The sequence below is a fragment of the Aequorivita sp. 609 genome, assembly GCF_014212065.1.
In the GTDB taxonomy this organism is placed as follows: domain Bacteria; phylum Bacteroidota; class Bacteroidia; order Flavobacteriales; family Flavobacteriaceae; genus Aequorivita; species Aequorivita sinensis.
In genome coordinates, this window is record NZ_JACJVM010000002.1 from 106,374 (window position 1) to 121,046 (window position 14,673).

Annotated in this window: 16 protein-coding genes; all 16 read right to left on the reverse strand. The window is 35.4% G+C overall.

The features are described 5' to 3' along the window. Positions 1-7 precede the first annotated feature (7 nt). On the reverse strand, positions 8-1,156 hold the full coding sequence (locus H4O20_RS00500) for a beta-ketoacyl synthase N-terminal-like domain-containing protein (protein WP_185097925.1): 1,149 nt from the start codon (positions 1,154-1,156) through the stop codon (positions 8-10). Positions 1,157-1,158: 2 nt separating this feature from the next. Beyond that, positions 1,159-1,587 carry a thioesterase family protein gene (locus H4O20_RS00505; RefSeq protein ID WP_185097926.1) on the reverse strand — a complete coding sequence of 143 codons (429 nt, stop codon included), beginning with the start codon at positions 1,585-1,587 and terminating at the stop codon, positions 1,159-1,161. Beyond that, positions 1,577-2,860, reverse strand: a complete 1,284-nt coding sequence (locus tag H4O20_RS00510) for an ABC transporter permease (protein WP_260402620.1) — start codon at positions 2,858-2,860, stop codon at positions 1,577-1,579. The genes H4O20_RS00505 and H4O20_RS00510 overlap by 11 nt, the downstream gene beginning before the upstream one ends. Beyond that, entirely contained in the window at positions 2,838-3,581 is a 744-nt protein-coding gene (locus tag H4O20_RS00515; RefSeq protein WP_185097927.1) for an ABC transporter ATP-binding protein, read from the reverse strand. Before H4O20_RS00515 ends, H4O20_RS00510 begins: the two co-directional genes overlap by 23 nt. Positions 3,582-3,620: 39 nt before the next feature. Beyond that, entirely contained in the window at positions 3,621-4,640 is a 1,020-nt protein-coding gene (locus H4O20_RS00520; protein ID WP_246051405.1) for a BtrH N-terminal domain-containing protein, read from the reverse strand. Positions 4,641-4,800: 160 nt separating this feature from the next. Continuing rightward, positions 4,801-5,199 (reverse strand): hypothetical protein, encoded by a 399-nt coding sequence (locus tag H4O20_RS00525; RefSeq protein ID WP_139855604.1) that lies wholly within the window; start codon positions 5,197-5,199, stop codon positions 4,801-4,803. 2 nt (positions 5,200-5,201) lie between these two features. Further along, positions 5,202-5,660, reverse strand: a complete 459-nt coding sequence (locus H4O20_RS00530; RefSeq protein WP_185097928.1) for an ABC transporter permease — start codon at positions 5,658-5,660, stop codon at positions 5,202-5,204. After that, complete coding sequence (locus tag H4O20_RS00535) at positions 5,660-6,097, reverse strand: hypothetical protein (protein ID WP_185097929.1); 438 nt, start codon at positions 6,095-6,097, stop codon at positions 5,660-5,662. Before H4O20_RS00535 ends, H4O20_RS00530 begins: the two co-directional genes overlap by 1 nt. Then, positions 6,098-7,231 (reverse strand): beta-ketoacyl-ACP synthase III, encoded by a 1,134-nt coding sequence (locus tag H4O20_RS00540; RefSeq protein WP_139855607.1) that lies wholly within the window; start codon positions 7,229-7,231, stop codon positions 6,098-6,100. Further along, the gene (locus H4O20_RS00545; RefSeq protein WP_185097930.1) at positions 7,231-8,148 is read right to left on the reverse strand and encodes a dialkylrecorsinol condensing enzyme DarA; all 918 of its coding nucleotides are present in this window, start codon (positions 8,146-8,148) and stop codon (positions 7,231-7,233) included. Before H4O20_RS00545 ends, H4O20_RS00540 begins: the two co-directional genes overlap by 1 nt. A gap of 134 nt (positions 8,149-8,282) precedes the next feature. After that, positions 8,283-9,164 carry a lipid A biosynthesis acyltransferase gene (locus H4O20_RS00550; RefSeq protein WP_185097931.1) on the reverse strand — a complete coding sequence of 294 codons (882 nt, stop codon included), beginning with the start codon at positions 9,162-9,164 and terminating at the stop codon, positions 8,283-8,285. A gap of 16 nt (positions 9,165-9,180) precedes the next feature. Beyond that, positions 9,181-9,423, reverse strand: a complete 243-nt coding sequence (locus H4O20_RS00555) for an acyl carrier protein (RefSeq protein WP_139855619.1) — start codon at positions 9,421-9,423, stop codon at positions 9,181-9,183. Positions 9,424-9,425: 2 nt separating this feature from the next. Beyond that, the gene (locus tag H4O20_RS00560) at positions 9,426-10,646 is read right to left on the reverse strand and encodes a beta-ketoacyl synthase (RefSeq protein ID WP_185097932.1); all 1,221 of its coding nucleotides are present in this window, start codon (positions 10,644-10,646) and stop codon (positions 9,426-9,428) included. A gap of 12 nt (positions 10,647-10,658) precedes the next feature. Continuing rightward, positions 10,659-11,411 carry a 3-oxoacyl-ACP reductase FabG gene (gene fabG / locus H4O20_RS00565; protein WP_139855611.1) on the reverse strand — a complete coding sequence of 251 codons (753 nt, stop codon included), beginning with the start codon at positions 11,409-11,411 and terminating at the stop codon, positions 10,659-10,661. A gap of 488 nt (positions 11,412-11,899) precedes the next feature. Further along, on the reverse strand, positions 11,900-13,033 hold the full coding sequence (locus H4O20_RS00570) for a WG repeat-containing protein (RefSeq protein WP_139856644.1): 1,134 nt from the start codon (positions 13,031-13,033) through the stop codon (positions 11,900-11,902). Positions 13,034-13,094: 61 nt separating this feature from the next. After that, positions 13,095-14,621: a histidine ammonia-lyase gene (gene hutH, locus H4O20_RS00575; RefSeq protein WP_185097933.1), complete on the reverse strand. Its 1,527-nt coding sequence runs from the start codon at positions 14,619-14,621 to the stop codon at positions 13,095-13,097. Between the last annotated feature and the right edge of the window lie 52 nt (positions 14,622-14,673).

Here is a 14,673-nt window from a genome sequence, read left to right on the forward strand (position 1 = left end):
TGGTTGGTTAATTGGTTGTTTTTTGAAAAACTATTGCTGTATTACAACCTCCAAAACCTGATGCAGTTTTTAGGAAAACATTCAAGGTTTTCGGTGTATTGGACGTTATTATGTTTATATTTTGTGAAACCCCAAGTTCGGTAAATCCTTTGGAAGAAAAAAGTAAATTTTTCTTTACAGAATGCATCCCCACGATAGTTTCTAATAATCCAGAAGCACCCAAAGTGTGTCCGAAATATCCTTTTAAGCTATTTAAAGGTACGTTTTCTAATTGTAATCTATTAAATGCAATTGCTTCCATTTCATCGTTAAATGCAGTAGCAGTTCCGTGAGCCGACACGTAATCAACATCTGATGCCTTTATACTAGCCTCTTTCATTGCTGCCTTAACACTTCTATATAAACCTTCACCCGTTCGTGATGGGCCCGAAATATGATTAGCATCATTGCAAGTAGCGTCGCCTAAGATTTCAACCGCTTCACTATTTAAGTGATTTTTTGAAGAGGTAACCAAAATACTTGCTGCCACTTCGCCTAGGTTAATTCCTATTCTATTTTTATCGTAAGGCTTACAAGGTTCTGATGAAAGGGCTTGAAAAGAATTAAATCCAGATAATATAAATTTAGTAACTAAATCTCCACTTGTAATAAAAACGTGGTCGTATCTATTTTCAGCAATAAAACGCTTTGCTACCGAAATTGCTAAAACCCCCGAAACACAAGCATTAGAAACGACTATTGCCTCACTTTTAAACCCAAAGAAATCCTTTAGGGTTTTTCCTAACTCACTTAAATACGAGCGACTTTCGTGAAAACTACTTTCTTGTTCAAGAACGTCAATATTTCCTTTAGTTGTCGAAATTATTAGCCCAACCCGCTCATTTAAAGTTATCGAAGATGCATCTATAACTTTTTTTAACGACAGAATTAACATCTGTTCAAGCTTAGTATATTTTGATGCGTCTGATATTTTGCTGAATTCTTCTCTTACTACCTCGGTAGAAAGTAAGGAAGCGCAAAACGGTTGAGGTAAGAGAGAATTGTTGTCATATCTATCTAATCCTGAAACGTCATTAGACATTTTTTCAATAACAGTTTCAGAATCAAATCCAAGACTTGAAAAAATATTATTATATGAAAGATATGTTTTAGCCATTTTTAAACTCCCATTTTCTCTCTCCACTTAGCAAAAAACTCAGGCATTGTAAGAGAGAGCTTTCCGTCTTCATTTAAAAAAACCTGAATAGTTTCCCCTACACATACTTCTTTCCCTTCAGGGTTATAGATTTTGTATTTAAAAATCATTTTTGCTGCACGCGAGGGTACAAATGTGGTTTTGATAGTTGCTACATCTCCATATCGCAATGGTAATTTATGCTCACAAGTAGATTTAACAATTGGTGAGGTGTATCCATTGGCCTTTTGCTCTAAATACGAAATACCGTGTTCGCGCCCAAAGGCTTCTCTACCGTCTTCAAAGTATTGTATATAATTCCCGTGCCAAACAATCCCTAACGGATCGGTTTCGGTGAAACGCACTCGTATTTCAGAAGTGAAACTTATTTCATTATTTTTATCAGACGGCATTTTTACTACGATTATAAATTATTGCTATTAAAATTGTTAGCAGGAAAAACAGCAATAATAATGAAATTTCAGGAAGGATTTTAACAAAACTCACATTTCTTAAAAATACATCATAAAATGCTTCCAAGCCCCAATTCATAGGAGATATTTTTGAAATCAACTGCATAAATTTTGGCATCACAAATACTGGAACCCAAACCCCACCGAGTGCGGCTAAAATTACGACCGTTGTTGCTCCAAACGGCGCTGCTTGCTCTTGGGTTTTTGCTATCGTTCCCAAAAGCAACCCTAAACCAATAGCAGCCAATCCTGAAAATATAGCTACAACATATAGCAAAAACAGTTTACCTGTTACATCCACCACAGGAAGTCCGATGGCTGGAAAAACATATATTCCCACCAACAACATTAATGTAAATTGAATAAGGCAAACCCCTAAATACACTATCGTTTTTCCTCCTAAAACTGTGGCATAATTTACAGGTTGAGTTCGTAATCGAACAAAAGTTCCTTGATTTTTTTCTTTTACTAAATTTATTGAAAGCGGAACAATAATGAAAAAGATTGCAAACAACGTCCAAGCTGGAACGTTGTGTTGTGCCGAGTTTGGAATAATTTCTTCATTGTTCTTGGTTGGTAAAATTTCCTTGAAAGCAATAAAATTTTCTGTATCAAATATCGATTCGTCCTCGTCTTCCCCCAATTCAGATTGAAAAGCTTTGTAAATACTTTGGGTTTCAATTTTTGAAATCATTTTATCGATTCCATTTTTAACTGAAGACTTAAAACTCACTTGTGTAGCTGGATCAAAATAAAGTCGGACTTCCTTAACGGGAATAGTTTCTTTTTCAACAAGCGAACTATCTTCCTCCAACCCAAATTTGGATAAAATCTCTTCAACATTTTGATTTACTTTCTTCTGAAGAGACGTAGAGAGACTTTCAGGAATTACGATAGCTAGCTGATATTTTCCTGCGAAAACAGCTTCTTTCGCTTCTTCTTCAGTGACTTTTTGAAGAATTTGAAAGGAATTAGATTCGGAAAGATTATCTATAATATTCTTTGAAACTTCCCCTTTATCATTATCCACTAACAGCACAGGAATTTTAATGTCGCTAATGGTTTTAAACGTACTATCCTGAACCAAAGTAATAACAACAAGCAATAACATTGGCATCACGAAAAGGATTGCTATTCCGCCTAAATCGCGTAAAAGCAGTAGCATTTCTTTGTATGTTGAAGCCCAAAGTTTATGCATAATCGCGAAGTGCATTACCCGTTTTTGCCAAAAACACATCTTCGAGGTTGTTGGCAGCGGCTTGATTGTTTATCAATTCAGAAGGGACTCCTTCAACAATAATTTCTCCATTATCGATTATAGCAACACGCGTACAAAAAACCTCAGCTTCGTTTAAATGATGCGAGGTGTAAACAATAGTTGTTCCCTGCTCGTTTAAATATTTTAGATGGTCTATAATTACGTTTTTTGACTGTACATCTACTCCAACTGTTGGTTCATCTAGAAACAACACTTTTGGTTGATGAAGGATTCCCGCTATTAAGTTTACACGACGTTTCATTCCTCCAGAAAAAGTTGCTGTTTTTTTATTGGCGAATTTTGAAAGCCCCATTATCTCCAAATGTTGCATGATAGATTTTTTTAAGTCCCCACCTTTTATACCGTACATACTTCCGAAATACTCCAGGTTCTCATACGCAGTAAGTGTTGGGTAAAGTGCGTATTCCTGAGGAACAATTCCTATTAATTGTTTTAGCTGATTTTTATGCTCTTTAAAATTCAAACTATTAATAGTAAACGTACCTGAAGTTGGCTTTAACAGTGAAGTTAGCATAGAAATTAACGTGGTTTTACCTGCTCCGTTTGGGCCGAGTAAACCGTAAATTTCACCCTCCTCAACTTTCAAATCAAGGTCTTTAACCGAAAATAATTCGGCGCCTTTGTATTTTTTTGAAAGTTGATTAATCTGTATCATATGCTGTACTAAATCCCACTAAGGGTTTTTAAAACTTAATTAGATTGCCTTTTTCAATTTCTTAAAAAACACTTTTTCTAAGTCGGCTATATGGTCTAACTGATTTGCTACTTGGTTATAGTTTTCGGATTGTCCTACATCACTTCGCGATCTATTTTTATAAATCCTTGAAGCTTCAACGGCAAAGTCACGCCATAAATCCCCGATTTCAGTCATTTCTTTTGCAAGTTCTGTCAGGTTTTCATTTCCTAATAACTTACCAGATTCTTGAAGAAATGCTGCATAAATATATCGGAATCCACCGCCTCCAGTTCCTATTTCTTCCTGCATTCGCACTACTTGACCTAGATAATGATTCGCAGTTTTAATTCCTTTCTTCTTAGGCCATTTACGAATTAAATTTGCAATAGTTTTAATTCCCTTCACTCCTACAATTGGAATGGGCGCAAGCATGGTTTTACAAGTATCTTTAATTCCTGAAACAATAGCTTTTTCAAGTTCCAATTTTTCAGGAAAAGAAATAGGATAATACATATGCCCTTTAGGTGCAAAGGCCCCCTTAGCAAAACGCACTTTTTCCAATTCTTTTTCAGAAAGTGAAGTAACTTCTTCCATTACTGGGTCGCTAATTAAATAACGGCCATCTTGCTTTCCATACACCACCATATTGTGAGCGTTGAAATGGAAACGGTATTCATCAGGAAAATATAAAAGGTTATAAACGCCCACTTGTAAACCAACAGGATTGTTGCGCTCCAGATTTTCATCTAATTTGCTTTGTGCTTCTTTTGGATTACTGAACTTTTCACGCTTCATTTTTATACCAGTACGCTTGGCAAATTTTTTAAAAATATGACCAGGCATAGCGCGATATGTAATTACAGGTGCGTGATTTACTTTTAGAAATGGTATATAACAGAATAGTAATCCACTGCCGATACCAAAAACCATAGGCTCGCTAACGCTAAAGCCGTTGTGTTTCATCAAGTTTGAAACTACCCCGTTCTCACAGTGAGCAGCTTGATGGTGGGTAAAGTTAATTATGGTTTCTTCTTTCAATATTAATGTTTTTAACCACAAATCTAAATAAGAAACAACTATCGTATTTATAGAGTTGCGGCAATTTGTATTCGGTTAAAATTTAGGTTTTAACTGGATGAATTACGAAGTTTTAAAAGCGCTCATTAAAGGAATTAAATGTCTATTATTTTGAGAATTATCACTTTACAGTTTTTAACTCATCGACTGAAATTTCGAAAACCTCAGCGTACTTCTGCAAAGTATTAGTTTTTAACTTTTTAAAAACCGAAGGTTTAAAATGTCTTTTTACCCTCCATTGCCATAAACCAACATAGCTCGCTAAAATCCCAACATCCATTTTATGGAGTTCCATATAATATTCTATCGGGCTAGTTTTTCCTTCTAAAACACGCTTTTTTGCATCTTCAATTCTTTCGTTTATTTCATCAATAGCATTATTTAATGCCACTGTTTTAGGCTCCCAACCAGTGCTATTTGCTGTGGTATATTCACCATTTTCGTCAATCGCATAACAGAGTTCGCGAAAATTTGCAGATTCTAAATTACTCTTATCTTGTGGTACTTCTTCCTTTTTCATTATCAGACCTCATGTATTAAAAAATTCATAGTAGAAGATACAATTAATTTTTCATCGATATAGGTTTCAGTGTCTAAACTGCACATTGTCATTTCGCCTGTGTCAAACCGTGAAAGTAGTTTTGCCTTTGTTATAATAGTTTCACCTACCTTCGGTAACTGAAGTATCTCCACTTTTCTTACAGCACTTATATAACCAACTAGCTTGTTGCCCGTTCCTTTTACATCGTCTTTTTCAAAAAATGTTTGTCCAACTACCCCAGAAGCTGCCTGTGCAGCATTTTCTATAAGTCCAGTTTCTGATAGACTTCCGTTTTTTATAAAAACACACTCTTCAGCTATATAAAATTTCGTTGCAACAGAATCATCGTTTATATCCACAACCGAATCTACCATTAACATCGGCTTACGATGTGGTAGAAAATTTGAAATATCAATATCTGAAATATCGGTAGACTTCATTAGTTAGCTAATACAGTTTTCATTTCACTAGATGCAATTACTTTTCCATCGCATTCAGTTTCAACATTAACAAGTGTAACTCCCATAATATCGTGGAGTATATTTACAGTTGTTTTTAATTCTGCTCCCACTTCAGGAAGTTTAAAAATTTCAGCTTTTTTTATGGCTCCAATATAACCTATTGGTGCTTCTTCATTTTTTAAATGATATTGATAACCCGTATAAAGTGCCACCGATTGAGCCATATGCTCTATTAAACCTGGCGCAGTAAACTTTTTGTTTTGAGTGAAAATATTTTCTTCGGAAATGCTAAAGCCTGCTACTACTTTATTTTCTTCAAAGTGAAGTAGTTTGTCTACCATTACAAACGGCGCTTTCTGAGGAATCAATTTTCCGATGAAATCTTTATCCGTTATTTCTTCCGTGAATTTAATCATTTATACTACTGTTAGGTATGCGTAAGAATATGCAAATCGCGCACTTTCAGGAACCTGAAGGAAAATTCTATCTCCTTTTTTAAGTTTTCCGGAATTAATTAATTCCTCCAACATAAGATAAATTGAACCTGCACCTACATTCCCTACCTTTTGAAGGTTTAAAAACCATTTTTCCCAAGGCATATGGAGCCCTTGATTTTCAATTTCTTTATATAGGTTTTCTTTAAAGTAATATGAAGAAATATGCGGTAGGTAATAGTCGATATCATCTTCTGTGATATTGTGCTTTTCCATAGCCAACTTCATACTTGCCACACCTTTTTGAAGGATATTTTCACCAAGTAATTTTACATCTTGCTTCATAGCAAAAAGTGACCTTTTCCCCCACTCGTCTGCGGGATATTCACTCCACGGCTTTAGGTGTCCGTTTTCTAACTTATCTCCACCTGCATACATACATGTTTCAAGCTCGAAGGCATAGCTATAGCCTTCCATCCATTCAATTTTTAGGGGTGTTTTTCCGTTTGGTTCACTTTCTAAAAGCACAGCTCCAGCACCATCAGAAAGCATCCAACGCAAAAATTCTTTGTTGAAAGCTAGAATAGGTTGCTCTTCTATTGATTCTAAATGAGCCACTTCATCTTCAAAAATATCAGATTTCATCCAAGAAGAAGTTCTCTCGGAACCTGTACAAACTGCATTTTTTACTTGATCAGACTTCACAGCCATATAGCCGTACTTTAAAGCATTCATTCCCGCGCAACAAGCACCCGAAGGAGAATTAACTTCAAGGTTTCCATTCTTTAAAAATCCGTGTACCATAGCTGCGTGGCTTGGTAGGATTTGATCTGGACTTGAAGTTCCGCAAGAAAGTAGTTCGATATCGTTTTTGCTAAAAGTATCGTCGCACAAAGCCTCGACTGCTTCTGCTACTAACTGTGCATTGTTATGAGTTACATTTCCATCTTTATCGATGGCGTAATAACGCGTTTTAATTTGGTTGTTTCTAAGAATAATTCGGCGTGCTTTTGAGTTCTTGCCGTTAATTATACCAAGTTTCTCCTCCATTTCCTCATTTTCAACGGGGTCGTTAGGTAAAAACTTCGAAATTCTAGTAATGTAAACGTTCTTCATTAATCCTTCTTTAATTCAACTGATGAATAATAAGCTATATTTTTTTGTATTTTACGATACATGGGGAGATAGGTAAGTAAAAATACAATAAATACTATTGGGGCTATAAGCCATATTGCAAATAACAAATAATATTTAAAATAAACGAGCCATTTCTTTCTTTCTTCGCCTTCTTTTTTAATTAATTGATTAGCCCATTTTGTAAAAACCATGTTTCCTCTAATGTCCGTGGCAATAAGTGATGCTTCAACCTTTACTGCTCCAATACTCAATAGATTACTTTGTAAATCTGAATAGTCATTTTTTAACAAAGCCGCTTTAATTGGGCCTCCGAATCGTGATGAAGCTTGAATATCACTATCAGAAACTCCTGGCTTCGGGAAGACACCAAACATTCTTGTTTTTTTACCGCCCATTAGCCAATGTACGATTGTTATAACACTAATGTGATTTAGGTTTTTATCTACCAAAGCTATGTTCCCAACTAGTTTGGCACTGTTTGCTTGTAGCAACTTCTTAACTTTTTCCTGAGCCATAATCCACATATTTCTACTTGCGGAAACAGTAACTACAGGAGTGATGTTAAGTAAGACTTTAGCTTCTTCCGATTTTAAAAATGAATTTATAGGAATTGACGGCGTTAAATACCAAGTTGTATATCCTAAAATTACTAAGTCGTATTTCTTTTGAAGCACATTAGGTGGTACTGCTTCTAAAGGTGTTGGAATTTGAAGAAAAGTTTCAGGAAAAGCGCCATAAAATTCTTCTTGAGTCCAAGGGAAGGGAAATTTTTTCTTCGGAACTATTTCGTGATAAGAAATATTTACTTCTTCACCAGAGAGCGTTGTTGCAATATTATTTAAGATATTAGTTAACTGTCCAGTTTGAGAATAATATACTATTAATACTTCTTTCATAAGCTGTTTATTTACACCTACAAGATCTTGGAAACCTAGCAGGATATGCTGGGATAATGACTTCCTACAGAAAAACTTTTCTTACCATAAAAGGTCTTGCTAGTCCTTTAGTTAGGTGGCAAGAAAGATAAAAATTAGTCATCTGTTTCCCAAAAATCAAAATAATTAAACCACTGCAAAGGATACTTTCCCAACATCCACTCTACACTTTCTGTATATTTTTTTAACAACCCTTGTGCATCTCGGCTTTTCACTTCGGCTTTTCGAGCGTATAAGTGGTAATGCTTGTTAGTTTCTTTCATAACATAAACAAACAATACAGGCACATTTAATCTGCTGGCTAAAAGAAATGGTCCTGCTGGAAAATTAGCTTCTTTCCCCAGCAACGATTCCGACAACACCTTTTGATCTTTCATATATCTGTCGCCAGTGAAGCAAACTAATTCTCCATTACTCAATGCGTTATTAATTTCAAATATATGTGACATATCGTCCTTCACCAAAATAAATTTAATCTTAGAACGCACAGTAACTTTCTCCATATACTCTTTGATATTTCGATGTTCAGCATCTGTGGTTACAAGACTAATTTGAGATCTAGTATCAATTTCTTCGAAAAAGAATTCAGCGATTTCAAAATTCCCAACGTGAGCACTAATAAGTATTCCTCCTTGTTGCTTGTCAAGCAAGTCAGTTATATTTTCGACACCATCACATTCATGAGTGAATTTATTTTTTAAGCCTGAAGAGATTGCGGCTTTATCGATAATAGTTTTTCCGAAAACGTAATAACTTTTATAAATACTCACCAAGCTTTTGAAGCTTGAATATTTAAGTCTTTTTCGAAAATAGTAATAAATAGATTGGGTGCTCTTTCCTGCGAAGAAAACATAATAAAGCGCAACAAAGTAAAGCAAGCCATAAGCTGCTCTAACACCAAGTTTTCTTATAAAAAAAATGAATATTTTATACCCTAAAACGGTGCCTTTGCTTTTGCCTTCCCACTCGCCCGCCATATTAAAATAGGGTGTTTTATCCGATTTTTGTTTCGATTAAATCGTAAAAATCTTGAAGAGTTAGAATGTTTTGAAAATCTTCACCAGTTAATTTAACTCCAAAGTTAGCTTCAATAGCAACCACCAAATCCACGAAATCTAAGCTATCTAACTCAAGCGTTTCCTTTAGGTTTGCATTTGGTTCTATATCATCTTTATCCACCTCAAATTCATCTACCAAAAAGTAGTTGATCTTTTCTACTATAACTTCTTTGTTCATTTCTAAAGTTTGCATTTTTTAATAATTAATGCGGAATTGGTACCACCAAAGCCAAATGAATTCGACAAAAATACATCAATTTTTTTGTTTAACGTTTTGTTAACAAGGTTTAATTTTGAAGCAGCCTCGTCCACACTTTCCAAATTGATGTTTGGTGCAACAAAAGAATGCTCCATCATAAGCATTGAATATATTATTTCGCTAGCTCCAGCCATCCAACATTCGTGTCCTGTCATTGATTTTGTTGAACTAACGCAAGGGCCATTTTCACCAAATACATCGGTGATTGCAAGGGCTTCATTGGCGTCTCCTACAGGAGTTGAAGTTGCGTGTGCATTTACATAATCTACTTCTGATGCTTTAATATTTGCTTGCTGTAAGGCCATTTTCATTGCTCGAGAAGGGCCATCGACGTTAGGAGTAGAAATATGATCCCCATTGGATGAAAATCCGTACCCAATAATTTCGCCTAAAATTGGTGCGCCACGCTTTACTGCACTTTCGTAACTTTCTATTACTAAGGTAGCAGCTCCACCACTAGGCACCAAGCCATCGCGATCTTTATCGAAAGGACGACTAGCTTTAGTTGGATCTAATTGAGTAGAAAAAACTCCTAAGCCATCAAAACTTCCCATAGCAAATTCGTTTATTTCTTGAGCTCCTCCTGAAATTACGCAGTCTTGTAATCCGTTTTTAATTAAAAAATATGCCATCCCAACAGAATGCGACCCACTTGCACAAGCTGCACTAATTGTAAAATTAATCCCTCTCAACTTAAAAATAGTTGCAAGATTCATCGTTACAGATGAGTTCATTGCTTTAAAAATGGCACCTGACCCTACAAGAGTTGTATCTTTCTTTTCTCGAATTTTATCTACCGATTCAATTACCGATTTTGCTGTACTATCATTTCCGTAGAGAATTCCTACTTCATTTTTTTCTAGAAATTGCTCGTCTATTTTTGCATTTTTTAGGGCTTCCAAAGTAGCTGCGTAGGCATACGCTCCTTCTTCACCTAAACTAACACGTTCGCGACGAGAAAGTTGTTTCTTTAAATCTGGCTCTTCTACCCATCCTGTCAAACAAGAACGGTAACCAAAATCTTTGCGTTTTCCGTCGCAGATAATGCCAGATTTTCCGTTATATAACGATTCTTTTACTTCTTCTAGGTTCTTCCCTATACAAGAATAAATACCCATACCGGTTATAACTACTCTTCTCACTTTTCGTTCAATTTAGGAATAAATACCTCCATTAATATTAATAACTTCCCCGGTAATATATGAAGCTTTATTGGATGCTAAAAAACTTACTAAATGCGCTACCTCCTCTGCTTCACCAAAACGATTGGCTGGAACCATTTTTTTAAGCTCTTTCTGGTCAAGCTCAGCAGTCATATCACTATTTATAAATCCTGGTGCTACTGCATTTACAGTAATATTGCGTTTAGCAACTTCTTGAGCTAAGGCTTTTGTTGCTCCAATAACCGCCCCTTTTGCAGCAGAATAATTTACTTGGCCCGGTGTTCCCTTTAGTCCAGAAACTGAAACCATATTTATTACTCTCCCGTATTTATTAACCAACAGTTTCTGAATAAGAGCATTGGTAACATTGTAAAAACCATTTAGACTAGTGTTAATAACACTATTCCAATCGTCCTGGTTCATCCACATAAACAACCCGTCTTTGGTAATACCTGCATTGTTTACAATTACCTCAATAACAGCTTCTTTGTTTTCTGAGTGCCAAGCGTCCAGTGCATTGTTTACAGCTTCGGCATTGGTTACGTCAAACTGCATAATTTCACCTTTTCCCCCAAGGGCTTCAACTTCGTTCAGGGTTTGTTGGGCTGCTTCTTTGTTGCCGTTATAGTTTATTAGAAGGCCATAGTCTAAATCTTTTGCTAATTGTATACAAATGGCACGACCTATCCCGCGTGACCCTCCAGTTATTAATGCGTATTTCGGTTTGTTTTTTTTCTCTTTCATATAAATTTATCACACGGAGTAACCCCTCCGCCTTCGGCACCTCCCCTCTAAAGAAGGGGAGGAACTTTTTAATATGTTTAATTCTTAGTCTTTTACTAAAATATTACAACTAATAATCAATCAGCAAAAACATTTAAATTATTCTTTGTAATCGGCCCCACATATTCCTTGAAAAAATGGGAGGAACTTTTTAATATGTTTAATTCTTAGTCTTTTACTAAAGATTACAACTAATAATTAATTAGTAAAAACCCATAAATTATTCTTTGTAATCAGCCCCACCTATTTCTTGAAAAAAGGAGAGGAACTTTTTAATATGTTTAATTCTTAGTCTTTTTCCAAAAGATTACAACTAATAAATAATCAACAAAAACACTTAAATTTTTCCTTGTAATCAGCTCCACATATTTCTTAGAAAAAACAGTTGAAACATTTTACAATATATTTAAATCTCAATCTTTTATTCCCAATTTTCTTCAGTAGAAATTCTATTTAGAAACATCTACAAAGTTTTCTGCGTTTTGGAACCATTTGCCGACTACTTGGCCATTCTTATTTATAAACCCCCATTCTTTCTTATACTTCACACGCGCAAGTCCGTTTTGGAAACCTTTTTCAGATCCCTTTTGTAAAAACCCAAACATACCAATTGAAATATCATATTCCATAGGAATTACTAGATTTCCTGTTTTGTCTATAAAGCCCCAAAGTTTTTTCTCTTTTACGGGTGCTAAACCATCATCTGAAAATATCTCGGCGTCTCTGTATTTTATATCTATTACCTTTTCACCTTTTTCATTAATGTATCCCCATTCCTTTCCCATATTAACTGGAGCAAGACCTGCATTAAACGCACGAACTTTATCGTAAGTTGGCTGTACAACCCATTCTCCCATAGCATTTACAAATCCCATTTTACCTCCGCTTCGTGCATAAGTTAGCGATGAATCATTTGTGAAATCCCACATTTTCTCAACGCCATTAATCGGTGTAAAGGTTCCGTTGTTGATCACACCAAAGCTATCGCCTTTTTTAGCCCAAATACCATTTTTGCTAAAATCGCCAATCTCATCGTATTCAGCAGCTACAAACACCTTTCCTTTATTGCTTATCAACCCCCATTTTTCTCCTTCTTTAAACTTTGCATAGCCATCGTTAAAACTTTTAATTTCATCGTATTTTGTTTCAACAATCGCTTTCCCACTGGTGTCTATCAAACCTACTTTATCACCACTTCTAATAATTGCCACGCCCTGATCGAAGTCGTAATACTTATCGGTGGCAGGTGTGTTAAGGGTTTCGCCATTAGTGTTTATATACTTCCACTCTTTACCTTCTTCAACTAAAAAGTATCCAGAATTATAAGGCTTTATGCGATCGTAGGTAGGTTGAATTACCCACTCTCCTGTGGCGTTTATAACTCCCCATTTTTTGTCTTTCATTACTGCAGCGTACTTGCCCGAAAAGCTACCTGCTTTGTCATACTGTGGTTGAATTACAAATTCACCAGATCTATTTATATAACCAAAGCTTCCGCCGTCTCGTACTAAGGCGAGTTCTTGGGCGTTTACAGCACTAATCCCCATCAAAAAAATGCTCAGAATTGTAAGTATCGATTTCATAATATTTTTATTTTAAGTTAGTTAAAGTTAAAATAAACAATTTTGAGGAGACTGAATAATTTTATTTGGAAGTATTCATCAAGTACTCTTTCACCTCATTTACATAAGGATACATTACCACATCCTCTTTAAATACAGGCACTATCGCACGAATTTGCTGATACATTTTTTTGGTTTCAGAAGACACTTGATTTTGTACTTCTAGATATTCAATAGCTTGAACAATAGTAATTAACTCTATTGCAACTACTTCGAATGCATTTTCTATCACTTTTTTAGTGATAAGCGCAGCATTTGTACCCATACTTACAATATCTTGATTGTCGTTATTGTTTGGAATACTATGAACATACATCGGATTGCTAAGCATTTGACTTTCTGCTGTTGTTGAAGTTGCAGTAAACTGAACTCCTTGCATTCCGAAATTTAAACCTAATTTCCCCAAATTAACAAATGGAGGAAGAATATCATTAAGTTTTGAGTTCAATAAATAGTTAAGTTGACGTTCCGAAAGCATTGTCATTTTAGCCACAACAATTTTCAGTTTATCCATTTCTAATGAAATATAATCGCCGTGGAAATTTCCGCCGTGATATACATTTCTATTTTCAACATCTATAATAGGATTGTCGTTTGCAGAGTTTACTTCTTCTATTAAAATATTTTCAACAGAATCGAGCGTGTCTAAAACTGGACCTAATATCTGCGGAACACATCGCAAAGAGTAATACTCTTGTACTTTTTCAACAAAAACATCTTCTTCTTTAGTTCCGTTATATAAATGGTGTTCACGTTTTCTTGTAAGCGTACTATCCCTTAAATGCGTGCGCATCATCTCGGCAACTTTACGTTGGCCGTTGTGTCTTTTTGTTTGATTCAATTCGAAAGAAAGATGATCGTCGTAAGCTTTTACAATTTCATTGATGGCAGAAGACGCTTTAATCATCCAATCCATTATAATTCTAGTATAAAGTACATTTACAACACCAATACCCGTCATAACCGAAGTTCCATTCATCAGCGCTAGACCTTCACGTAACTCAACTTTTATAGGTTCGAGGTTTTCTAGTTCGAAAACTTCTGCTGTATTTCTTCGTTCGCCTTTATAAAAAACTTCACCTTCGCCAATTAGCACCAATGCCAAGTGTGCCAGTTGTACCAAGTCACCACTCGCCCCTACACCTCCGTGTTCGTAAATTAGCGGAATAATATTTTTGTTAAGCAATTCGCTCATCAAGTTAACTACAGACGGATGAACACCACTATTACCTAGGCTTAAAGTATTTAATCTAGCCAACATTGCCGCGCGTACGTGTTGAGCAGAAATAGGATTCCCCGTTCCAGAAGCGTGGCTACGGATAAGATTGTATTGCAATTGAATGCGTTCGTCGTCTTTAATCTTGTATTGCGCCATCGGACCAAAGCCAGTATTGACACCGTAAATAATTTTATTTTCAGAAAATTCTTTCAGAAAATTAAAACTACCTTGAACTCTTTCTATTATATCTTTGTGAAGTTGGACAGCTTCATTTTTGAAGATCGTTTTTTCAAAATCTGCTATTTCCAGTTTTCCTTGTAGTATTGGCATTTATTCTTGAATCTAAGTGTGTAAAAATGTGTACTGCGAAAATAAATTGGTA

What these genes read in the sequence shown, in the direction of transcription:
- H4O20_RS00570 (WP_139856644.1), bottom strand. Translation starts at nt 13,033, where the DNA reads ATGAAATCGATACTTACAATTCTGAGCATTTTTTTGATGGGGATTAGT.
- H4O20_RS00535 (WP_185097929.1), bottom strand. Translation starts at nt 6,097, where the DNA reads ATGATTAAATTCACGGAAGAAATAACGGATAAAGATTTCATCGGAAAA.
- H4O20_RS00510 (WP_260402620.1), bottom strand. Translation starts at nt 2,860, where the DNA reads ATGCACTTCGCGATTATGCATAAACTTTGGGCTTCAACATACAAAGAA.
- H4O20_RS00505 (WP_185097926.1), bottom strand. Translation starts at nt 1,587, where the DNA reads ATGCCGTCTGATAAAAATAATGAAATAAGTTTCACTTCTGAAATACGA.
- H4O20_RS00525 (WP_139855604.1), bottom strand. Translation starts at nt 5,199, where the DNA reads ATGAAAAAGGAAGAAGTACCACAAGATAAGAGTAATTTAGAATCTGCA.
- H4O20_RS00500 (WP_185097925.1), bottom strand. Translation starts at nt 1,156, where the DNA reads ATGGCTAAAACATATCTTTCATATAATAATATTTTTTCAAGTCTTGGA.
- H4O20_RS00515 (WP_185097927.1), bottom strand. Translation starts at nt 3,581, where the DNA reads ATGATACAGATTAATCAACTTTCAAAAAAATACAAAGGCGCCGAATTA.
- H4O20_RS00530 (WP_185097928.1), bottom strand. Translation starts at nt 5,660, where the DNA reads ATGAAGTCTACCGATATTTCAGATATTGATATTTCAAATTTTCTACCA.
- hutH (WP_185097933.1), bottom strand. Translation starts at nt 14,621, where the DNA reads ATGCCAATACTACAAGGAAAACTGGAAATAGCAGATTTTGAAAAAACG.
- H4O20_RS00540 (WP_139855607.1), bottom strand. Translation starts at nt 7,231, where the DNA reads ATGAAGAACGTTTACATTACTAGAATTTCGAAGTTTTTACCTAACGAC.
- H4O20_RS00545 (WP_185097930.1), bottom strand. Translation starts at nt 8,148, where the DNA reads ATGAAAGAAGTATTAATAGTATATTATTCTCAAACTGGACAGTTAACT.
- H4O20_RS00550 (WP_185097931.1), bottom strand. Translation starts at nt 9,164, where the DNA reads ATGGCGGGCGAGTGGGAAGGCAAAAGCAAAGGCACCGTTTTAGGGTAT.
- fabG (WP_139855611.1), bottom strand. Translation starts at nt 11,411, where the DNA reads ATGAAAGAGAAAAAAAACAAACCGAAATACGCATTAATAACTGGAGGG.
- H4O20_RS00555 (WP_139855619.1), bottom strand. Translation starts at nt 9,423, where the DNA reads ATGAACAAAGAAGTTATAGTAGAAAAGATCAACTACTTTTTGGTAGAT.